We start from the raw sequence: 21,819 nt of genomic DNA on the forward strand, positions 1-21,819 counted from the left end.
CGTATAAGCAGTAGATCATCCAAACAGCCTTTATTCAATCCCGTTATTATTGCATGAACCGTAGGTTAAAATTGATAGACTGGGTACGAACTCAGCATAATAGCCAGCTTATTAAAGAAACTGAGGTTCCCTATTTCTACCATTTATTAGCAGTAGCTAACAAAGTGGCCAGCACGGCGCCGTTAAATTATGAGATAGGTATTTGCCATGATCTGCTGGAAAAAACTGCCGTCACCGAATCAGTATTATCAACCCAATTAGTTGAATTTTGCTATGATAACAATGAAGCGGCGCATATTACCGGTTGTGTTACCGAACTAACCCGTCACTTTCGGAAAGCTGATAATCCTCTACCTAAAAATATGCGTAAAGCTTTAGAGGACGAACGGCTATTATCAATTAGTGCCGATGCGCAAACGGTCAAGTATGCGGATCTTTCCTTCAATGCCGATTGGATGATGGCCCATGATCGGCATCACGCCACAGACTATTTAAAAAGCAAAATAGCCTTGCTTCAGGGAATGACCGAAGGCGACGCAGACTTGCGTAGCGAGGTTTTATTACAATTTTACCGGCTGTTGCAGCAATTATAGCAAGCTGATTCACATAATTTTCAACAGTATTTTAGAGACAGTTATACGTGCCGGTTCTTATGCCTTTATTTTGCGTAAACAAATGTCTGAAAGTCCCGTTATTCAAATGGATTACGAGGGATGTTTAATTTTATTTGTGTAACTTCAATAACCATCATTTACCTACATTCAAATAATCGTACTGCATGTCCCTGATCGAGGAGGAATACTTACTAAGCCAAATGCTACAGGCCCCCATGGGAATTTGTATCATGGATGCCAAATCACAAATAAGCGAGCTTGTTAACGAAGCCTTTTTAGAAGTGGCGGGCCGCACCCGCGAGCAGATCATAGGCCATTTCTATTGGGATACTTTTGCCGAAGTTAGGCATCTTTTCGAGGATCATCTTAACCGCGCTTCCGCCGGCGAAACCATCCGTGGCGACGAATTAGAGATCCCGTTGATCAGGTATGGTAAAAATGAGTTGATCACGGTCAGCTTTATATACATGCCCTTAAAGGACAAAACGGGGCAAGTTAAAAAAGTAGTGGTTTATGTGGTAGAAAATACCAAAGAAGTTAAAGAACGGCGGGCGCTAAGCGCTAGCGAGGAACGTTTCAGGGCTTTAGCTACCGCAACCTCGGATGTGATTTACAGCCTTAGCGCCGATTGGGAAATAATGCACCCTTTAGATGGTCGTGGGTTCCTGCAAAATACGCACGAACCGATAACAGGCTGGCGCAAGCAAAATGTTCATCCCGATGATATGGATATCGTCAATTTGAAGATCAATGAGGCGATAAGGAATAAAAGCATATTTCAATTAGAGCATAAAGTACTGCGTGCCGATGGCTCGCCGGGCTGGACGTTTTCACGTGCTGTGCCTATCCTTGATGAAAGCGGCGAGATCTTGGAATGGTTCGGTACGGCCAGCGACATTACGGAGCGTAAGAATGTTGCAGATGAACTTGAGCGATCATCCACTCGGCGCAAGTATGAGGAACAGCAATTGCAATTGATGATCAACATTCTGCCTGCGGCAGTTGTAGTTATTCGCGGCGATGATCTTATTGTTGAAATGATCAACCAGGCAAACCTGGATTACTGGAAAAGAACAGCGGATGAGGTGATAGGCAAACCATTTTTAGAGATATTGCCTGACCTGGCTGATCAGCCCTTTGCCGGACAATTGCGGCATGTTATGGCCACAGGGGAAGTGCTGGATGTAAAAGAAAGCCCTGTATTGTTTGAAAATCCTGACGGCACTATTCGTGAAACATACGTCGATTATACTTATCAGCCATTGACGGACATTAACGGCGTTAGAAATGGTGTATTAGTAATGTCATTTGAGATCACTGACCGGGTGCTGGCCAAGCGACAGGTTGAACAAAGTGAAGAAAACCTAAAGGCAATGATCGCCCAGGCACCGGTGGCAATGTGTATACTGATGGGGCCGGATCATGTAATTACTGTGGCTAACCCACTGATGATAGCAGTTTGGGGTAAGCCGGAAGCAGAGGTGATGAATAAGCCCGTTTTTGACGCGTTACCTGACGCGCGCGGGCAGGGTCTGGAGGAGGTAATGCGGAAGGTTTACGAGACCGGCGAAACCTTTTACGCCAGTGAACTACCGGTTTCCCTAATACGTCATGGCCAACCCGATGTTGTTTATCAAAATTTTGTTTACCAGGCTTACCGGGATGCATCGGGCCAGATTGCCGGTGTGTTTGCAATTACCATTGATGTGACAGAACAGGTTGAGAGTCGTAGCGAATTGGAGCGTATTAACCGTGAGTTGGAAACCAGCGCTTCGCGTCTGCGAATGGCTATTGAATCTACAAATTTGGGTACATGGGAGTACAACCCGCAATCCGGATACCTTTACTGGTCAAAAGAATGCCGGGAAGTTTATGGCATACCAGAAGGTGTTGAACCAAGCTATGCTGAATTTTCCGAACATATTTATTCCGAAGATCGCGAATTGGTTGAGCGCGCCATTACACAAGCGCTGGATCCGTCCGGCGATGGGGATTATGATTTGCGATACCGTATAGTACGGTTTGATAGCGCCGAGCCCCGCTGGATCAAAGCGCAGGGCAGTGTTTATTTTGAAAAAGAAATTCCCGTGCGTTTTATAGGTACCGTAGTGGATATTCACGACCTGAAAGAAGCTGAAGAGAAAAGCGCTAAACTGGCAGCGATCATCGAAACATCTCATGACGCCATTGTGAGCAAAACATTGGACGGTGTAGTGACCAGTTGGAATGAATCGGCCCAACGTGTTTTTGGTTACACGGCTGAAGAGATGATAGGTGAAAGTATTTATAAACTCATTCCGCAAGACCGCCACGATGAAGAGCCAAAGATACTTTCCACTATATCGCGTGGCGAACGTATCAATCACTTCGAGACCAAACGCTTAAGAAAGGACGGCCAGTTGATCGATGTTTCTGTGACCGTTTCACCCGTTAAAGACAAAGCGGGCCGCATCATCGGTATTTCCAAGATAGCGCGCGACATTACCGAGAAAAAACTGGACGAGATCCGCAAGAACGATTTTATCGGCATGGTAAGCCATGAGTTAAAAACACCGCTCACGTCCCTGGCTGCAATCCTGCAAATAGCCAACATTAAACTGCAAGATAGCGAAGATAAATTTTTGCCGGGTGGCATCGAGCGGGCAAATCAGCAGGTAAAACGGATGAGTGCCATGATCAATGGCTTCCTCAATATTTCCCGGTTAGAGGCCGGCAAAATTCATATCGATAAACATGAATTTGACCTGAGCGCGCTTATCCGGGAAATGGTTAACGAGGCCGAATTAACGGGAGATAGCCATCAAATTCAATTTACAGAATGCCTGCCTGTATTGTTAAATGCCGACCGTGATAAGATCGCGTCGGTGATAACCAATTACATCAGTAACGCGCTCAAATATTCGCCTAAGGGCACCCCGGTGACCGTTGCCTGCAACGTAGAAAATAACCGGGTTACCTTAAGTGTTGCCGACGAAGGGATGGGTATTGAACCCGAACACCTCGAACGCATCTTTGACCGGTATTACCGCGTGGAAACCAATCACACCCGTCATATCAGCGGGTTTGGTATCGGCCTTTACCTTAGTGCCGAAATCATCCAGCGACACGGCGGCAAAGTTTGGGCCGAAAGCCGGATAGGCGTGGGCTCAACGTTTTATTTTAGTTTGCCGCTTGTGTAAAAGAATATTGTAACGGTTGAAGTACTACGGAATACATGGCATCTTTTCCAAAAGCAGGTGACCGCTGATAGTTTACTTCCCGGTTAAACAAAAAGGCATGGCCGGTAATTCCCGCCATGCCTTGAAATAATTGATCCCGATTTTTGAAAATTACTCACCGATAGGGATCGGAATGTTAACGTTTATGGCAGCCGCGGTGCCCATGTTTGGTGATCCGTTAGTATTCCAGGTAAACTTTTGCATACGCGGTGTACGGGTACCGCTTGGAGTAGCGGCTGTGGCACGCGCATGATATATAACCCAGTTCTCGGTGTGAAACACGCCGTTCGCATCGGTGTAACTGCTGGTAAAGAAGCCGTTATGGCCGGGGCCAAACACCCCGCCGGCGTCATTCCTGGTTAATATTTGTGTTTTATTGATCCAGTTTGATGCGATGGTTGGATTACCGCCGGATGTTAGCTGGATAGAACCCAGGCAATAATTGTCGCTGCCAAACCTACTTGCCGAAAAAACGATAAATATGGGGCTACTGCCATCTTTTTGAAGCGCTATCGGCCCTTCATTTACACCCAAACCTGATCCTGAAGATTCATATTTTTCCCAGGCGTTAGTTGGCGTGGATATTTTAACCCTTGGCCCGCTGATTGTCCACGGGTTTGACATTGGCGCCAGGTAGATGTGTTGTTTAAATTTTGTGGCGATGTCCTCCCAGCCAGACCATACAAAATAATTAGTGCCACCCACGGTCAATACCGTGCCGTCAATAGCCCACTGGTCGGATGAGTCGAATATTTTACCTTTAAATGTCCATGTACCGGTCGTAGGATCGGCATTAGCGTTCTCTAATACGTACATGCGGTGATTTACATCGTCGCCATCATCAGCAGCAAAGTAAATGTACCACTTCCCCGAAATGAAGAATAATTCAGGAGCCCATAAAGCGTGCGAGTAGGCCGTACCGGCAGGAGGAGTATAGACAGTAGTTACCGGATAATTATTCATTAAGGCCATAGAAGGTGTTTTAATTATAGATATCTTGTTGCCTTGTGTAAACAGAAAATAATAAAAACCGTCTTTTTGCGCTACAAAAGGATCCGCTCTTCCGCTGGTAGATAACGGGTTTTGGAAATTAAGGTTGGTGAAGCGGAACTGATTCTCTGTGCTGGTTATAGATGTTTTTTGCCTGATCTTGGTACCCGAACCTGAGTTATTCGGATCCACCACCATTTTCATGCCGGTTGCCTTATTGGTCAGGGAATAAGTATCGCTTCCACTCGTGTAGCTTATCGCCCAACGTTGAGCATTCGTACCATTGTCTGTTTGTTGGATCAGTTGGTCGCCAACGGTTGTGCTTGGCGAGGTAAGGCATTTACCGCTGGTTACATTAACCAATTTATAGTAAGTAGCATCAACCTTGGTTAATTGCCATTTCTGGCCGTTGTTAGGGAACCATGGCCATTGCTGCAGTTTGGCCAGATCTGCCGTTGTGTTACCGGTCACCTCTACAACTGGTCCGGCCGGTAGAGATGCCAGCCCGCGTAAACGATAGGTCCCGTCCAACAATGTTCCGAAGGGTGCAGCCACCATGGTCGTTAACCTGGGGCCGACAGTTGTTCCTTCAGCACTTTCGTCAGTTGGCGTAGTACTTTCCGGTTCAGCCGGTTTCGTTTTCTGGCACCCTTGCAGAATAATGATCATTAACGGGACCATTAAAAGCGTAAAAAATTTGTTTCTCATGATTTTTGTTTTGATTAATTAATTGAAGTGGTTTATAAGTGTTTTAATTGATTTTGTGTTGACTGATTAAGCAACCTCCTTTCGTATTAAATACTATATATATTTAAATAATTAGGTTATCATGAAGCGTTCACAACAGAAATTGCTGAACTGAGTATCTAAACCAAATTGCAGGAACATAACCGCATAGATTGGTTAATTATTTGCAATTCAATTGGTTATTAGGTTGGGGTAGTAAAGGTTAAACGACATAAGGGGGCGATCGGTTTCAATTTTTTTACTATCGTCCAAAATTGCGATAGGTTGTTATGTATGATACAGGTGTTGCGGGTATAGTTTTAGCTTGGAATAGTAGTATTAACCTAAAAGATATATAAATAAAAAAGGAGATAAACAAATCTGTCTATCTCCTTTTTTTGGTGGAGCCGGAGGGATTCGAACCCTCGTCCAAACATGGTATAAGGTACGCTTTCTACATGCTTAGCTTCTGTTTAATTGTAGGGGCGGGGAAGGTCAGTCGCTTACCTGTACCGTCGTCCTTAGGTGCTTTGTTTCGCTAATGGCACACACCTTACCATCGGCTATTTTCATTTTTCGATGCCCCGGTTGCCGACCCAATGAAACGGAAAGCCGGCGGGACAAAAGCTATGCTAATTCTAAATTAGGCAGCTAAGGCGTAGTTATTTTCGCCATTTGTTGTTTTGAACGTTCTGATTAAAGCGCTAATACGTACAACGCGCTGCATGCTTACATACTTATCTCCATCCTGTCAATTCCGGTCGACCCCATTTTTTGAGTCTTAAGTCCTGAGTTTCAAGTCTTGAGTACTAAGTAGCTACAAATATACAAAATAGCGACCCTATTTGTTCAATTTTAATGTAAAGACTCCTGACTTAAGACTGTCGGCTTTGGACTAATCACACGTCCCGGATAAACCTTCAAAGCTTCTTCCAGGCAGATCATCGCTTTCTGCAGGTCCTCATTGTTCAAAACATAAGCTAAACGAACCTCATTTAAGCCTGCACCCGGCGTGCTGTAAAAGCCGGTAGCCGGAGCCATCATTACGGTTTGGTTTTGGTAGGTAAATTCCTCCAACATCCATTGGCAAAACGTGTTTGAGTTATCAATAGGCAACTGCGCCATTACATAAAACGCGCCACCCGGGTTAGGGCAGTACACACCTTCCATACGGTTAAGCGCGCTTACTATGGTATTTCTACGTGTTTCATATTCGCTTTTAACGCGTTCGAAATATTCGTCGGGTGTGTCTATGGCAGCTTCACCGGCTATTTGTTCAACCAATCCCGGGCTTAGGCGGGCTTGCGCAAACTTAATGGCGACTTCCCAAAACTTGCGGTTTTTGCTGATGATACAGCCCAGGCGTGCACCGCAGGCGCTGTAGCGCTTGCTTACCGTATCGATTATGATAGCATGCTCTTCCAAACCGGTTAAATGCATCGGCGATACAAAGGGCTGGTCGCCATAGCAAAATTCACGGTACGCTTCATCGGCAAACAGGTATAAGTCGTGCTTTAGTACTAAAGCCTTCAGCGCTTCCAGTTCCTCACGCGAATACAGATAGCCGGTAGGGTTGTTAGGGCTGCATATAAAAATTGCGCGGGTACGGTCGGTAATGTTTTTTTCAAACTCGCTGATAGGTGGCAGGGCAAAACCATTTTCAATGTACGACATGATTGGCCGCACAATAACATCATTCTGGCTGGCAAAGCCGTTGTAGTTAGCGTAATATGGCTCGGGCACGATCACTTCGTCGCCTGCATCAAGGCAAGTCATGAAGGTAATGGATATAGCTTCCGAACCACCTGCGGTAACAATAATATCTTCGGGGGTAATGTTATAGCCCGCTTTGTTGTAGTACTTGGTAAGTTGGTCGCGATAGCTTTTAGTACCTTCGGATGCGGTGTAGGCCCAAACTTTAAAGTCGATATTTTTGATGGCATCAATCATTCCTGACGGTGTTTCAATGTCAGGCTGACCGATGTTTAGGTGATAAACTTTTTTTCCGTCTAACTTAGCTTTGTCAGCAAAGGGGGTTAGTTTACGGATAGGGGAAGCAGGCATTCGCTGCCCCTTACGTGATATATTTGGCATGTGGCAAAAGTATTAAAAAAGATTAATGTCTACAGAATTAGTATAATAAAAAAAGGCCCGAAATATTCGGGCCTTTTCCATGTTTTTATGCTGACCCTTAGCTGCATAGAGCAAGGGCGATACCTTAAAACTCTATCGTGTACTTGGCGCTGCCGCCGCTGCTGCTACTACGTCACCTACAATGTTTAAGTATTTTTGTGGTGTTTTAGCGTTCGAGGTTACTATAATAGTTTTATTGAACGGAGCTGCTACGGCTGCGTTGTAAGTAATTTTGATAATACCTTTATCACCTTTTTTAACCGGAGTTTTGGTGTAATCGGCAATAGTACAGCCGCAAGTAGGTTTTACTTCGGTTAGTATCAACGGTTCTTCGCCAATGTTAGTGAATACAAAATCAGTGGTTACCGGTTTACCCTGAGGTATTTTACCGAAATCATGTTTTTCTTCGTTGAATTTAAATTCAGCTTTTTGGCTATCTTGTGCCGATGCGTTAAAGGCAAAACCTAAAACTACTGCGCACATTAAAATTAGTTTTTTCATAATATCTGTTTGAGTTATACAAATATAAAAGGTTTAATGGTATTCCAAAACTATTTTGGATTTATGCAACGGTTAAGGTGCTCGTTTTTTTAGATTAACCATACCAAAACTCAAATTTTATTAAACACAATTTTAGATGGCAGGTTAGTAATACCAACCGAAATTTTATAATTTTACCACCTAATACTAAAATTTATGCCCGAAACTGTAATTACCGGCGCCGTAAATAACGATGTTGCCGAACTTACTTTTAACGACTTCAAACAACTTGTAATTAATGATTACCGCATTGGTTACCAAAGCAGGCAGGCCAGTATAATAGGCCGTCGTGAAGTACTTACGGGTAAGGCTAAGTTTGGCATATTTGGCGATGGCAAGGAGGTGGCACAACTGGCCATGGCCAAAGCCTTCCGCAAAGGCGACTGGCGCGCAGGCTATTATCGCGACCAAACTTTTATGTTTGCCACGGGCATGAGCAACCTGCAGGAGTTTTTCGCGCAATTATACGCGCATCCTGATATTGAAAAAGAACCGGCATCAGGCGGCCGCCAGATGAATTGCCACTACGCTACCCGTTTTATCAACGAAGACGGCAGCTGGAAAAATCAAACCGAGACCATGAATTGCGGTGCTGATATGTCAACCACCGGCGGGCACATGCCGCGTTTGTTGGGTTTGGCATTGGCCTCAAAACTCTACCGTCAAAATAAAGAACTGGCCGGCGAAAACAATTTTTCGGTGAATGGCAACGAGGTGGCTTTTGGTACCATTGGTAACGGCGCTACTTCGCAAGGCTTGTTTTTTGAAACCTTTAACGCTGCCGGCGTTTTGCAGGTGCCTATGGCTATCTCTATTTGGGATGATGCTTACGCGATATCTGTACCGGCCAGTATACAAACCACTAAAGAAGATATTTCTGAAGTGCTAAAAGGCTTCCAGCGTGAAGAGGGTACCAACGGATTTGAAATATTTAAAGTTCGCGGATGGGACTACGTGGCCCTTTGCGAAACTTACGAGCGTGCCATCAAGGTATGTCGTGATGAACATGTACCTGTATTGATCCACGTAGTGGAAATGACGCAGCCGCAGGGCCACTCTACTTCAGGTTCGCACGAACGCTACAAAACCAAGGACAGGCTAACCTGGGAAGGCGAACACGATTGCCTGCTTAAAATGCGCGAGTGGATGGTTGAATCGGCCATCATAACCGAGGAAGAGCTGGATGAGCTGGAATCGGAAGCCAAAAAATACGTGCGAGAGTGCCAGAAATCAGCCTGGAACGAATTAAGCGACCTCATCAAAGCCGAGAACGAAGAGGTAGCAGGTTTACTGGAAAAACTAGCCGAGGTGTCTTCAAAACATGAAGAGATCGACAAACTAACCAGCGAACTACTAGGCTGCATTGATCCGGGCCGCAAAGACGCTGTGAGCGCCATGCGCCAGGCCTTAAGACTGACGGTGCACGAGCAATCGGAAGAAAAATCCGCCGTTATTAACTGGCTGAACAAACAGCTGGAGATTAATGGCGAACGTTACAATTCAAAACTATTCTCAAACACACCATATTCACCTTTAAAGGTAGAAGTAGTACCCGCTCAATACGCCGATGACGCCCCGAGTATTAACGGCAGCGAGGTGCTAAACGCCTGTTTCGATGCCAATTTCGCGCGCGATAAAACAGTTGTTGCCTTTGGCGAGGACGTTGGCGCTATTGGCGACGTGAACCAGGGCTTTGCCGGCTTGCAAGCAAAATACGGCGACCTGCGTATTGCCGATACGGGCATCCGCGAATCGGCCATTATCGGTAAAGGCATGGGGCTGGCCGTACGCGGTATGAAACCTATCGCCGAGATCCAATATGTAGATTATGTTCTGTACGCGATGTCGGTTTTAAGTGATGACCTGGCTAGTTTAAGCTACCGGACAATGGGTGGGCAAAAAGCACCGCTGATTGTGCGTACCCGTGGTCATAGATTAGAAGGGATTTGGCATTCAGGTTCGCCAATGGGTACTATGCTAACCACGATGCGTGGCCTGCATATCTGCGTACCGCGTAACATGACGCAGGCTGCCGGCATGTATAACACATTGCTGCGCGGCGATGAACCGGCTATTGTTGTTGAAAGCCTGAACGGTTATCGCCTGAAAGAACAATTGCCTAGCAACGTTGGCGATTTTACGGTACCATTAGGCAAAGCCGAAGTATTGCAGGAAGGTAGCGATATCACTGTTGTATCTTATGGCTCAACCTTACGCATTGTACAGGAAGCAGCCGTGGAGCTGGAGAAAATGGGTATCAGTGTTGAAGTGATCGACCCGCAGACATTATATCCGTTCGATTTGGACAATGCCTGTGGCACATCCTTAAAGAAAACCAATAAGCTTTTAGTGGTTGATGAGGATTTGCCAGGCGCAGCATCGTCATACATCCTGCAGCAAATACTGGAGGGCCAGAAAGGTTATTACTCGCTGGATTGCCCTCCGCGTACGCTTACTGCCAAGGAGCATCGCCCGCCATATGGCTCAGATGGTGATTATTTTACCAAGCCATCGCTGGATGATATCATCGAAGCTATTTATAGCATCATGAATGAGAGTAACCCAAATAAATATCCTTCAATTTTTTAATTGACGGATATTTGACTTAATGAAATATACAATGAGCGATCTTGCGGTCGCTCATTTCTTTTTTTAACACAAATTATATTATGTCACTTGCTTTCGACGCTCTATCAAATATCATAAAAAAACGCCGCACGGTTAAGCCTTTTATGATGAATGGCCAAAAAATACCTAACCAACAAATAACCCAACTGTTTGAGCTGGCCGACTGGGCCCCAACTCACGGCCTTACCGAGCCCTGGCGCTTTACCGTTTACGCTAACCCGGCCGATTTCTGCCGTCAGCATGCAGAACTTTACAAGCAAAATACCGACCCTGAAAGCTACGCCGACGCGGTTTATAATAACCTTGCTGTGCAAGGTGACAGCGCGTCGCATGTGATCGTAGCGGTGATGCAGCGGGGTAATTTGCCTAAGATTCCCGCCTTTGAAGAGTTGGCTGCAACCGCTTGCGCTATAGAAAATATACTGTTGGGTGCCACCGCTTTGGGTATCGCGAGCTACTGGGGAACCGGCGGTATGATACTAAAACCGGCCATGAAGGCGTTATTAAATCTACGCGATGAGGATGAAGTGATGGGCGTATTGTATTTAGGCTACGCCGATGAGCATCCAAAAGGAATACGGCGCGTACCACTTTCCGAGAAAGTGAAGTGGGTATAGTGTAGCGTAACCTTTGTTCTTTTAATTTCGTATTACCAGCTTTTAGTTAACCTTTTAGAAAATGTTTTACTTAATGATAAAAATTTGACAATCGGTTAAGCCTTTTTGCGTATATTTGTATAACAATTATAACTCACAACCCTAATACTCTTTATTTAATTATTGATTTTAACTCAACAAATTATGAGGAAATATTTTTGGTGGATATGCTGCGTTTTTTTGATGGTAATGATGACCGTTACCGGTTTTAAAGGCGCGGAAGCTAACAAAATTTCAGGCACTACAAAAAGCACTGTTACAGCAAAAGAGTTGTTTAGCCAGTACGTTGCAACCATTTATCAAACCGCGCAATTACAACAAGCCGGTATGGATATGGCAGTATTTCAAAAAGCGCTTACAGGCTTTTTAAACTTAAAAGCTAACCATAAACTGGCCGAAAACAGTTCGGTTATTACCGTGGTTGATTTTAACAAATCAAGCCGCGAAAAACGTATGTGGATCATCGACCTGGTGAACAAACACCTGTTGTTAAATACTTGGGTTGCACACGGACAAGGTAGTGGTAATGATATGGCAAACGCTTTTTCAAATACCAACCAGTCGCACCAAAGCAGTTTAGGTTTTTACCTGACGGATGATGTGTATTATGGCAAGCACGGCCGCTCGTTACGTTTAGATGGCTTAGACGCCGGTTTTAACAGCAATGCCCGCGAACGCGCAGTAGTGGTTCATGCTGCCGATTATGTGAGTGAGGGTGCCATTGCAGCTTTAGGCCGCTTAGGACGCAGCCACGGTTGTCCGGCTGTATCGCCTGCGGTTTGCGATATGGTGATCAACACTATTAAAGGTAAAACCATGTTATTCATCAACGGTAACGATAACCGTTATACTTCTAAATATTTGGATGAAAATGTATTTGCAGGTTTTACCTTGCCGGTGGCGGATACTGCTGCGAAGATCTAATAAGCTTACTACGATATTGAAAAGGCCCAATCTGCAAAGCGGATTGGGCCTTTTGTTTAATTACCACGTCATAGCGAGCGTTAGCGTGGCTATCCCCGAGCGATAGGTAGACGTGCGGCTTGTCGCTCGGGGATTATTAACACTATAATTTGTTTTTTAATGGCATTAATGAGCTCCCTACGGTCGGTTTCCTACCTTCGTTCCTCACTCGTAATGACGCGCTTAATTATTTACTTGCTATTAGATACTAAATAAACAACTTCTGCAAATGCCCAAACAATACCACGTCCAAACCATAAACATCCGGGCGGAATTGCAGCTGTCCGTTAGCATCCTGCCAGCAGGTAACGTAAGTAATATAAACAGGCACTTTAGGGCTAAGCGAAATACTGGTAGGGGCAGGCTTGTCCTCGCCCATAAATTTATCTATCATATCATACTTCTTACCCTCACCAAACAGCGCCAGCGCCAGTTCTTTTGGCTTTTCAAGGCGAACGCAACCATGGCTTACGGCACGCACGGCTTGCTTAAAGGGTAGCTGTGCAGGGGTGTCATGCAGGTAAACACTGCTTCTATTATTAAACAGGAATTTGATCTTACCGAGAGAATTATCATCACCGGGTTGTTGTTTAAACGAATAGGTATCGGCCGATGCGCCATCCCAGTTTATTGTTTCGGGGTCATCAACCTTTTCGCCATTTTTATATACGTTGATATTTTTATTAGCCAGGTAATAAGGGTCTTTACGGGCCTCCACAATGATCTCTTTATTGGCAATACTTTCGGGGATGTTCCATATCGGGTTTACATCAACACTATGTATCATGCTGTTCAGTTGTGGTGTCTCGCGGGTAAAAGGACGGTCTATCTTATCGCTTTCATCATATTCGGTCAGGCTCACCTCGTTCTCCATATTACGGCCCTCGCCAACACAAACTTTCATGTTTAAAGTTGATTTGCCGCCCTCCATTACATCAAGGGTGTAGTCGGGTATATTTACGATCACATACTTATCCTGCGAAGGTTTATTTCTCCAACGCAAACGTTCCAGGTTAACAATAAGCGACCGCAGTTTTACCTGGTCCATATTACCGGCTTTTATACCATCGGCCAATGCCTGTTGCAGCGCTATGTATTGCGGATTATTGGGCTGTATACTATCCAGGTACCCTTTAATATTGCTTATGTGAAATACTTTGTTCATAGATGCGCTGTCAGGGCGCTGCGTTTGGGTATAGTAGCGCGCGTAGATACGGCGTGGATTGATGATACCATATTGCAGGGCATTGGTATAAGTAATAAGCGTGTTGGCTGTAAGCAGCTCTAATTCGGCTATCGATCGGTAAGCCTCGTCTAGTGTTTTGATCCCTTTTTTGCTGTAAAATTTGGCCACCAACGTGTCCATCATTTTTGCCTTAAACATATCCGGATCAAGCCCATGCTGGCCGGCTGCTTTATAGCGGGCAACTATCTCTTTAAGGTCGCCATTGGCGATGTGGTCCATTACATAAATAGGGTCGTAGCCGTTTTGGGCGTAAAAGTTGGCGACGGTTTTACCATAGGTGAATTTGCCTTTCTCATCCGAAAGTACTTTTTCAAAAACCTCGGCAAAACCTTCAGGAGTTACGTCTTTAAAAACTTTATTTTTGGTTTCCTTGTAAAGCGACTTACCCATATCCGAGCGGCTTTTTTTACAGCTTTGAACAGTAAGGACGATAAAGGGGAGCAGGATAAACAGAAAAAGCTTGCTTAGCTTTTGCGTAGTGGTAGATATCATAGTTTAAACAATTATTTGGCTGACTAATGCAATAGCTATACCATTTTTGATTGATGATATGATAGAACAAACCAAACCCGAAGTATGGCTGCGTGGCCCGTTACCCAATGTACCCCCATTATTGCAGCCCGTTGCGCACGCCCTATTACAGGCGCGCGAAGAGGTTTATGCCTTACTGGATGAATTTCCGGAGATTTTTTTGTGGGTGAAGCCGGTTGGTCTGGCTTCGCCGGGTTTTCATTTGCAGCATTTAACAGGCGTGCTCAGCCGTTTATTTACTTATGCAGATGGCAAATTATTAAGCGATGAGCAAATGCAATACCTGCAGACAGAAGGAAAAACGCCCGAAAAAGAGTACAGTGTGGGCCATTTACTCGATGCATTTAGCACACAGGTTGACGCGGCTATAGCGCAGCTGACCAATCAAAACGACGCGCAATTAACCGAAGTTAGGGGAGTGGGCCGCGCGCAGATACCATCAACGGTTATAGGCCTTTATTTTCACGCTGCAGAGCATACCATGCGTCATGTAGGGCAGTTGATTGTTACGGTGAAGATACTGAAGGGGAATTAAGCCACGGGTTGTTTTTTGAGGAATTGATGTAGATAGTAATAACCTATTGTCCCCACCAAACTAATACCTCCCAATATCCACCACAATAATTTAAATCCACCGAAGGCGATAACATTACTGCCAAAAAAAGGCGCCACAATTTGCGCGAACGACCACGACATGCTATACAGCGCCGCGTATTCGCCACGGTTATGCGCATTGCTTCGGCTTATCCAAAAGGCGTTCATAAAGGGCATAGCAAACATCTCGCTAAAAGTTATCAGCACTACAACTACTATAGCCGTAAGCATTGCAGGTGGTAAAATATTAAGCAGCAGAAATGAAAGCGCCGATAAAAACAGGCCGAACGTGATATAAACCATTTTGCTACGCCGGCCTTCCAGCTTATGGATCATTACCATTTCAACCACCACGATCAATAGCCCGTTCAAAGCCATCAATCCACCAATAAAGCGCTCGCTAAAATGCCAGTCGACCTTAAAAAACACCGGCTGCATGATCATAAACTGGTAAAAGCAAATAGCAAACAGGCTGGCCAGTACAATAAATACCAGGTAAACCTTATCCTTATAAGCCGAGGTTTTAACCACCGTGGCATCCGGCTTTTTAATGGTTTTGGCAACGGCTGCACGAGGCATCAATAACAATAACATCACCGCGGCAAGTACGTTGGTACAACCATCAACCCAAAACAACAAATGATAATTAATAGCCGCCAAAAAGCCACCCAAGCCACCACCAACAGCCCAGCCCAGGTTAATAGCCAAACGGTTAAGCGAAAAAGAGCGGGTTTTACTTTCCTCGCTACTATAATGCGCAATAGCCGATGAGTTTGCCGGGCGGAAGGACTCGTTACACAAGCTCAATACAAAAGTGCCGATGGACAGCACGTAAAAGTTTTGCAAAAAGCCAAGCAGTATAAAAAACAGGCCGCCGCTTAAAAGCGCGCCCACCTGCATATCGTAAAAGCCGATCTTGTCCACCAGTTTACCACCTAAAAAAGCGCCCGTTAAAGCGCCCACCCCAAACAGGGCCATAATAATACCGGCCTGCACAATGCTATAGTGCAGCTGTTGGATACAGTAAATACTTAAAAACGGCACCACCATAGTGCCACTGCGGTTAATGAGCATTACAATGCTTAAATACCAGCTGTTTTTTGACAGCCCGCTGTAAGCATTTTTGTAAAGGTTAGCGGTATAGGTAAGCATGATAATTAGGTGCGCCGGTTATTTAGCGCTTATATTGTTTATACCCTGAACGCGGTGAAGGTAACCCGGTGGTGGAAAATATTTGTTGGGCGCGGTGGTCAAATAAAAAGTCCAAAGCTTTTGGCTTTGGACTTCTGGCTTTCAGCTTAAATCAGCTTTAGCTTAATATCGTATTTCGGTTTCGTAACCAATGGTCGGCTATCACTAGTGCGGCCATAGCCTCAACAATGGGCACCGCACGTGGCACCACACAAGGGTCATGACGACCTTTGCCCGAGATCTCTGCGGCGTTGCCTGCGGCGTCAACCGTTTGCTGGTTGTGCATAATGGTGGCCACCGGTTTAAAAGCTACTTTAAAATCAATAGGCATACCATTGCTGATACCACCCTGTATACCGCCCGAGAAATTGGTGATGGTTTTCACATCATTCAGGTGGTTTTTAACAAAAATGTCGTTATGCTCCGAACCGCGCATCTCGCTACCCGAAAAACCTGAACCAAATTCAAAACCATGCACGGCGTTAATGCTCAGCATTGCTTTGCCTAATTCGGCGTGTAGTTTATCAAACACCGGTTCGCCGAGGCCAACAGGGCAGTTTAAAATGTGACAGCTTACTTTACCGCCAACGGTATCTCCGTCTTTACGCACCGAATCAATAAACTCAATCATTTCCTCAGCCGTTGCCGGGTCCGCGCAGCGGACGATGTTCTTCTCGCGCTCGTCGATAAATTCCTGTGCGGTTTTGATCTCCACGTTTGGCGCGTCAATTTTGCCTACGCTGCTTACGTGGGCAACAATCTCGATGCCCTGCGTTTTTAATAGCAGCTTAGCTAATGCGCCAGCAGCTACACGCGCCGCGGTCTCGCGGGCCGATGAGCGGCCGCCGCCGCGATGGTCGCGGATACCGTATTTAGTTTGGTAAGTATAGTCGGCATGTGACGGGCGGAAAACGTCGGTATTGTGGTTATAATCCTTGCTACGCTGATCTTCGTTAGGGATCAGCATCATGATAGGTGTACCGGTAGTTTTGCCTTCAAACACCCCTGAAAGTATGCGTACGGTGTCGCTTTCTTTACGTTGGGTAGTAATTTTTGATTGGCCGGGTTTGCGCTTATCCAGTTCGGCTTGGATGTAGTCAAGGTCTACGGGCAACATAGACGGACAGCCGTCAATAATTACCCCTATAGCCTCGCCATGCGATTCGCCAAATGTTGTTATCCTGAATAATTGCCCGAATGAATTGCCAGCCATATTGTTTAGATGTGCAGATGTGCGAACATGCAGATGTGCAGATTATTTAAAGTGTATGTTTGTCATTGCTTCGCTATGTTCGCAATGACAGGTTATTATAAATTTTTAGTCTCGAAACCTAGTTTTTCCAAATCCTTCCAAAACGCCGGATACGATTTCTCCACTACCGGTGCGTCCTCAAATTCCATTTGCGGGATGATGAGGGCCAGCGGAGCGAAGGCCATCGCCATGCGGTGATCATCATAGGTGTTGATGAATACGCGCTCGGGAATGTGTTTTTCGCTGCAGTCCAGTTTGTAGAAACCGTCGGTCTCGATCAGCTTAACGCCAATCTTGGCCAGTTCGTTTTGCAGGGCTTTTACGCGGTCGGTTTCTTTGATTTTCAAAGTTTCCAGGCCGGTAAAAGTAGCTTCGTAACCCAGGGCCGCGCATACTACAATAACGGTTTGCGCCAGGTCAGGGCATTCTTTCAGGTCGAACAGATCTTTGATGAAAGGTTTGGTTTGCTTGGTTAACTGCACACCACCGTATTTAAACTCGGAAGTGATGCCGAAGTTAGCCATGATCTCGGTTATCGCGCTATCGCCTTGGAGGCTGTATTGCGTTAAACCATGTAAAAACAAGCTTGATTCATCCGCAAGTGCCGCAATAGCATACCAGTATGATGCCGCGCTCCAATCCGGTTCAACAGGTAGGGTAGTCTCCTTAAACTGCTGACTGGCGATAGAGATCACGTTATCGTTCCACTTGTGCATAATGCCGGCCTGCTGTAGCATGGCCAGGGTCATTTCAACATAAGGGCGTGATGTTAGTTCGCCTTCAATATGTACTTCCAAGCCAAGCGGTAATCGCGCGGCAATTAACAACAAGGCTGTAATATACTGACTGCTAATATCACCTTTAATGCTGATGATATTAGTAGCCTGCATAATATTACCTTTTATGCGGATGGGAGGGTAGCCCTCGTTTTCCTCATAATCAATTTGCGCGCCTAGTTTGCGCAACGCATCAACCAGGGTGCCTATGGGGCGCTGTTTCATGCGCGCGCTGCCGGTTAATACCACTTCTTCATCCTGCAGGGTAAAATAAGCGGTTAAAAAGCGCATAGCCGTACCTGCCGGACCTATGTCGACTAGTCTTAAGTCTTGAGTCTTGAGTTCTGAGTCTTGAGCCGTTTCCGACTCCAGACTTTGAACTTCAGACTTTGGACTTAAACCTCCCGACTTCAAAATCCCCGCCAGGGTAACAGTATCCGCTGCATCCGAAATATTTTGTACGCTTACTTTACCGTTGCTTAACGCCTCAATTACAAGCGCGCGGTTACACTCGCTTTTTGAACCGGTAAGGTGCACTTCGCCGTTAACAACACGGCTTGCTCTGCTTAGCAGGATGTTATGACTCATTGTAAGTATTAAGCGTGTGTAAGTTTTTCTCCTTTTTGGGCTTCTGCGCCAGCGTTCATTATCTCGGTTTGTTTACGGATAGATTCGCTGTGCATTAACTCCAATAATTTCTCGGTAAACTCGTCGCTCAATTTTAAAGCACGACCGTAGCTTTGGCGTTTGGTCAATATTTCTTCCCAACGGTTAACCTGTAAAATAGTCAGGTCGTTATCGCGTTTGTAAGTACCAATTTGCTCAGATATTTTCATACGCTCGCCCATTTTTTGCAGGATCAGATCGTCAATTTTATCAATGTTATCGCGCAGTTGGGTTAACTGGTCGTTCACTTTCGCGTCGCCGGTTTCTGGTTTACGTAAAGTTAAACGTTCGATGATGTCAACCAAAGCAGATGGCGTAACTTGTTGTTTAGCATCTGTCCAGGCAACGCTTGGATCGATATGCGATTCGATCATCAAACCTTGCATATCCAAATCCAAAGCTTTTTGCGATACATAACCGATCAATTCGCGGTTACCCGAAATGTGGCTTGGGTCGCAAATAATTGGCAGGTGTGGTGCCAAAGTTTTCAGGTGGATAGCGATATCCCACATTGGCTCGTTACGGAAAGCAGATTTTTCGTATGATGAGAAACCACGGTGAATAGCAGCCAGTTTGGTAATACCCGCGTTGTTAATACGCTCCAGGGCACCAATCCATAATGAAATATCAGGGTTAACCGGGTTTTTAACAATAACCGGGATGTCAACACCTTTTAAAGCGTCAGCAATTTCCTGTACAGTAAAAGGGTTAGCAGTTGAACGTGCACCTACCCAAAGGATATCAACACCTGCTTTTAAAGCTTCTTCGGCATGTTTTGCAGTAGCTACCTCAACAGCGGTAGGTAGGCCGGTTTCTTGTTTAGCGCGGTTTAACCACTCTAAACCAATGCTGCCAATACCTTCAAACTCGCCCGGACGGGTACGTGGTTTCCAGATACCTGCACGCAAAGCGGTTACTTTACCTGTATTTTTTAACAAATGTGCTGTTGCAACCAGTTGATCCTCGGTTTCTGCACTACACGGACCGGCAATTAAAAGCGGTTGGCTACCTGCATTTATCCAGCTCTCTAATGGTTGAATGTTTAAATTAAGTTTCATTTTATTATTTATTTCGAATGTCTGTTATATACTTTGTTAATTATTTCTTTTTTATGCTGATGTATTTTTTAGCCGGCTTCTCTTTCAGCAAGCTTTCCGAAGCTTCTTCCTCGTGCTTTTGATACTCGCCCAGTATGTTAAAATTGTGGGTGTACTTTAGTATCTGTTTTATAGCGCTGTCATATTGTTTGGCGTCGTCAAACTCCACATCAACATAAAAGTTGTACTCGTTGCGTTTGCCTAATACCGGCATTGACTGTATTTTGCTCATGTTAACTTTCTGCGTGGCAAAAATGTTAAGCACTTTGGCTAACGAACCAACCTGGTTACTAACCTGGAAACATAACGACGCTTTGTTAGCGGGTTTTTTCTCCACGTTATCATGGTCTGTTAATATTAAAAAGCGGGTGAAGTTTTTCTTGTTAGATTCTATACGGCGCTCCAGAATATCCAAACCATAAAGTTTGGCAGCCAGGGTATTGGCAATGGCAACAGTATCAGTTAATTTTTCGTCGTGAATACGTTTGGCGCAGGCCGCGGTATCACTGCTTTCCACAATTTTAAGGTGTGGATATTCGTCAAAAAAATCAATGCATTGACGAATAGCTATCGGGTGCGAAGTTACGTATTTTACCTGTTCAAATGCAACACCCGGCAGGGCCATTAAATGTAATTGTATAGGCAGGTAAACCTCGCCAACCACAGGGTAGTTGTAACTTAATAATAACGAGTAGTTTGGTAATATGCTGCCTGCAATACTATTCTCAATAGCCATTACCACATAATCAGCTTCTTTACGCTCTAAAGCTTCAAATGTTTGCTTAAAAGAGCCGCACTCCACGGTTTGTATATCCTCACCGAAATACTTAAAGGCTGCCTCCTCGTGGAAGGAAGCGCGTATGCCCTGAATTGCAACTCTTGGTTTTTCTTTTTTTATCATGGTGTTAAAGCAAAAAGTCCCGGCTTATTGGGCCGGGACTTTTCAATTTCTTGTTATATGTGTTAGTGCATATTAGTCCCGGCTCTTACTGTTAAAGTAAAAGTAGTAACCGTAAAAAAATGCATTGTGTAATTTCATCTCGTTTTATTGTGGCGTAAATGTACGTTTAAAAAATCATCTGTCAATAGAAAATTTTTATTTTTTGAAAATAAATGAGGTAAACAGAATTTTATTGCGAAAAATTTTGTTTGATGGATGAATTTATAGGTAGTAGAGTAGGTTGGTGGGAGATGAGGAGGTTGGTTGTTTGGTAATGATTACTCATCTCGATCCCGATAGGGTCTATATTCTCAATTCATCTTTTTGCAAAAAAATAACCCGGTAATTTGATTGGTAAATTTACCTTTGCGAAAATATAATTTCGAAGAATGAAAAAAATTATCCACATCGCCTTTGTCTTGTTAATGGTAATCTGTGTTGTTTCCTGCAAAAACGATGATACCGGTCTTGATGCTATGATCAATGCCAATACCAATACACCTGATCCGGGTACACCTGCGTCAACGTACTATTTAAACTTTAAAGTTGACGGCGTGCAGGTTACCGAAACTGAATTTACCGTAACACGCGGATCAACAAGCAACCCGCGTACAATTGTTATTACCGCTACTGCAAAAAACGGCGCTGTTCCTAAATTTAAAATTTATTTGAGCGAACCTGCCATCGTAGGCTTTGCGCAAGGCCTCACTATTAGCAGCAGTGTTAACTCTTACCCGGAGAGTTATGTTGAATATACAAACAGTGCCAATGTGTTGTATTCATCAAGATACACCACTTACGGCAGCGGGTTATCTGTTGGCATATTTAATTTTTCATATACAAAAGGTGGTGTTATAAATGGCGTTTTTAACGGAAACCTGAAAACTGACAAAGGCGCCAGCTTAGTTATTAGTGAGGGTAAATACAACTTGCAATTCGGTAATTAAAACTGATCACAGTTCATTATAAACAAGAAGGGTTAGCATTTGCTAACCCTTTTTTAATTTAACCGCCACGCCATAACGAACGCAGTGTAGCTATCCCCTTTAGAATAGTAT

General features: G+C 44.7%; 16 protein-coding genes and 1 other RNA gene. 7 read left to right on the forward strand and 10 right to left on the reverse strand.

Annotated features, from left to right (window positions below; translation table 11 throughout):
* Positions 1-53: 53 nt before the first annotated feature.
* Together AC59JT_RS05470 and AC59JT_RS05475 are read left to right on the forward strand one after the other, a co-directional pair.
* Positions 54-593: a hypothetical protein gene (locus AC59JT_RS05470; RefSeq protein ID WP_497396607.1), complete on the forward strand. Its 540-nt coding sequence runs from the start codon at positions 54-56 to the stop codon at positions 591-593.
* Between the two features lie 185 nt (positions 594-778).
* Positions 779-3,793, forward strand: a complete 3,015-nt coding sequence (locus tag AC59JT_RS05475) for a PAS domain S-box protein (protein ID WP_497396608.1) — start codon at positions 779-781, stop codon at positions 3,791-3,793.
* 150 nt (positions 3,794-3,943) lie between these two features.
* Here the strand turns inward: AC59JT_RS05475 and AC59JT_RS05480 are convergent, their stop codons facing one another.
* The 4 genes from AC59JT_RS05480 to AC59JT_RS05495 all read right to left on the reverse strand — a co-directional run bounded on the left by AC59JT_RS05480 (position 3,944) and on the right by AC59JT_RS05495 (position 8,182).
* Positions 3,944-5,530 (reverse strand): family 43 glycosylhydrolase, encoded by a 1,587-nt coding sequence (locus tag AC59JT_RS05480; protein WP_497396609.1) that lies wholly within the window; start codon positions 5,528-5,530, stop codon positions 3,944-3,946.
* A gap of 417 nt (positions 5,531-5,947) precedes the next feature.
* Positions 5,948-6,317, reverse strand: a transfer-messenger RNA (tmRNA) gene (ssrA, locus tag AC59JT_RS05485).
* A gap of 86 nt (positions 6,318-6,403) precedes the next feature.
* A complete protein-coding gene (locus AC59JT_RS05490) occupies positions 6,404-7,642 on the reverse strand; it encodes a pyridoxal phosphate-dependent aminotransferase (protein WP_497396610.1) in 1,239 nt (412 codons plus the stop codon).
* Positions 7,643-7,774: 132 nt separating this feature from the next.
* Positions 7,775-8,182 (reverse strand): DUF1573 domain-containing protein, encoded by a 408-nt coding sequence (locus tag AC59JT_RS05495; RefSeq protein WP_497396611.1) that lies wholly within the window; start codon positions 8,180-8,182, stop codon positions 7,775-7,777.
* A 195-nt stretch (positions 8,183-8,377) separates the two neighbouring features.
* Between AC59JT_RS05495 and AC59JT_RS05500 the strand changes: the two genes are divergently transcribed.
* The 3 genes from AC59JT_RS05500 to AC59JT_RS05510 all read left to right on the forward strand — a co-directional run bounded on the left by AC59JT_RS05500 (position 8,378) and on the right by AC59JT_RS05510 (position 12,429).
* A complete protein-coding gene (locus AC59JT_RS05500; protein ID WP_497396612.1) occupies positions 8,378-10,810 on the forward strand; it encodes an alpha-ketoacid dehydrogenase subunit alpha/beta in 2,433 nt (810 codons plus the stop codon).
* A gap of 80 nt (positions 10,811-10,890) precedes the next feature.
* Positions 10,891-11,466 carry a nitroreductase family protein gene (locus tag AC59JT_RS05505; protein WP_497396613.1) on the forward strand — a complete coding sequence of 192 codons (576 nt, stop codon included), beginning with the start codon at positions 10,891-10,893 and terminating at the stop codon, positions 11,464-11,466.
* Between the two features lie 183 nt (positions 11,467-11,649).
* A complete protein-coding gene (locus tag AC59JT_RS05510; RefSeq protein WP_497396614.1) occupies positions 11,650-12,429 on the forward strand; it encodes a murein L,D-transpeptidase catalytic domain family protein in 780 nt (259 codons plus the stop codon).
* 247 nt (positions 12,430-12,676) lie between these two features.
* Here the strand turns inward: AC59JT_RS05510 and AC59JT_RS05515 are convergent, their stop codons facing one another.
* Complete coding sequence (locus AC59JT_RS05515; protein WP_497396615.1) at positions 12,677-14,206, reverse strand: L,D-transpeptidase scaffold domain-containing protein; 1,530 nt, start codon at positions 14,204-14,206, stop codon at positions 12,677-12,679.
* 58 nt (positions 14,207-14,264) lie between these two features.
* On the opposite strand from AC59JT_RS05515, the gene AC59JT_RS05520 reads away from it, so the two are divergent.
* Positions 14,265-14,780, forward strand: coding sequence for a DinB family protein (locus AC59JT_RS05520; protein WP_497396616.1), 516 nt, complete (start codon positions 14,265-14,267; stop codon positions 14,778-14,780).
* Here the strand turns inward: AC59JT_RS05520 and AC59JT_RS05525 are convergent.
* The 5 genes from AC59JT_RS05525 to AC59JT_RS05545 all read right to left on the reverse strand — a co-directional run bounded on the left by AC59JT_RS05525 (position 14,777) and on the right by AC59JT_RS05545 (position 20,722).
* The gene (locus AC59JT_RS05525; RefSeq protein WP_497396617.1) at positions 14,777-15,991 is read right to left on the reverse strand and encodes an MFS transporter; all 1,215 of its coding nucleotides are present in this window, start codon (positions 15,989-15,991) and stop codon (positions 14,777-14,779) included. The genes AC59JT_RS05520 and AC59JT_RS05525 overlap by 4 nt on opposite strands.
* A gap of 157 nt (positions 15,992-16,148) precedes the next feature.
* On the reverse strand, positions 16,149-17,243 hold the full coding sequence (gene aroC / locus AC59JT_RS05530) for a chorismate synthase (protein WP_497396618.1): 1,095 nt from the start codon (positions 17,241-17,243) through the stop codon (positions 16,149-16,151).
* Positions 17,244-17,338: 95 nt separating this feature from the next.
* Complete coding sequence (gene aroA, locus AC59JT_RS05535; RefSeq protein WP_497396619.1) at positions 17,339-18,646, reverse strand: 3-phosphoshikimate 1-carboxyvinyltransferase; 1,308 nt, start codon at positions 18,644-18,646, stop codon at positions 17,339-17,341.
* Positions 18,647-18,654: 8 nt separating this feature from the next.
* Positions 18,655-19,782, reverse strand: a complete 1,128-nt coding sequence (locus AC59JT_RS05540; RefSeq protein WP_497396620.1) for a chorismate mutase — start codon at positions 19,780-19,782, stop codon at positions 18,655-18,657.
* 40 nt (positions 19,783-19,822) lie between these two features.
* Positions 19,823-20,722, reverse strand: coding sequence for a prephenate dehydratase (locus tag AC59JT_RS05545; protein ID WP_497396621.1), 900 nt, complete (start codon positions 20,720-20,722; stop codon positions 19,823-19,825).
* Between the two features lie 428 nt (positions 20,723-21,150).
* Between AC59JT_RS05545 and AC59JT_RS05550 the strand changes: the two genes are divergently transcribed.
* A complete protein-coding gene (locus AC59JT_RS05550; RefSeq protein ID WP_497396622.1) occupies positions 21,151-21,708 on the forward strand; it encodes a hypothetical protein in 558 nt (185 codons plus the stop codon).
* Positions 21,709-21,819: the final 111 nt, after the last annotated feature.

This window comes from Mucilaginibacter sp. A3364 (assembly GCF_059690715.1).

Bases quoted from the DNA above. Each gene is read 5' to 3' on its own strand.
- AC59JT_RS05480 (WP_497396609.1), bottom strand. From the start codon at position 5,530: ATGAGAAACAAATTTTTTACGCTTTTAATGGTCCCGTTAATGATCATT.
- AC59JT_RS05470 (WP_497396607.1), top strand. From the start codon at position 54: ATGAACCGTAGGTTAAAATTGATAGACTGGGTACGAACTCAGCATAAT.
- AC59JT_RS05515 (WP_497396615.1), bottom strand. From the start codon at position 14,206: ATGATATCTACCACTACGCAAAAGCTAAGCAAGCTTTTTCTGTTTATC.
- AC59JT_RS05550 (WP_497396622.1), top strand. From the start codon at position 21,151: ATGAAAAAAATTATCCACATCGCCTTTGTCTTGTTAATGGTAATCTGT.
- aroC (WP_497396618.1), bottom strand. From the start codon at position 17,243: ATGGCTGGCAATTCATTCGGGCAATTATTCAGGATAACAACATTTGGC.
- AC59JT_RS05490 (WP_497396610.1), bottom strand. From the start codon at position 7,642: ATGCCAAATATATCACGTAAGGGGCAGCGAATGCCTGCTTCCCCTATC.
- AC59JT_RS05540 (WP_497396620.1), bottom strand. From the start codon at position 19,782: ATGAAACTTAATTTAAACATTCAACCATTAGAGAGCTGGATAAATGCA.
- AC59JT_RS05545 (WP_497396621.1), bottom strand. From the start codon at position 20,722: ATGATAAAAAAAGAAAAACCAAGAGTTGCAATTCAGGGCATACGCGCT.
- AC59JT_RS05495 (WP_497396611.1), bottom strand. From the start codon at position 8,182: ATGAAAAAACTAATTTTAATGTGCGCAGTAGTTTTAGGTTTTGCCTTT.
- AC59JT_RS05525 (WP_497396617.1), bottom strand. From the start codon at position 15,991: ATGCTTACCTATACCGCTAACCTTTACAAAAATGCTTACAGCGGGCTG.
- AC59JT_RS05510 (WP_497396614.1), top strand. From the start codon at position 11,650: ATGAGGAAATATTTTTGGTGGATATGCTGCGTTTTTTTGATGGTAATG.
- AC59JT_RS05500 (WP_497396612.1), top strand. From the start codon at position 8,378: ATGCCCGAAACTGTAATTACCGGCGCCGTAAATAACGATGTTGCCGAA.
- AC59JT_RS05475 (WP_497396608.1), top strand. From the start codon at position 779: ATGTCCCTGATCGAGGAGGAATACTTACTAAGCCAAATGCTACAGGCC.
- aroA (WP_497396619.1), bottom strand. From the start codon at position 18,646: ATGAGTCATAACATCCTGCTAAGCAGAGCAAGCCGTGTTGTTAACGGC.
- AC59JT_RS05520 (WP_497396616.1), top strand. From the start codon at position 14,265: ATGATAGAACAAACCAAACCCGAAGTATGGCTGCGTGGCCCGTTACCC.
- AC59JT_RS05505 (WP_497396613.1), top strand. From the start codon at position 10,891: ATGTCACTTGCTTTCGACGCTCTATCAAATATCATAAAAAAACGCCGC.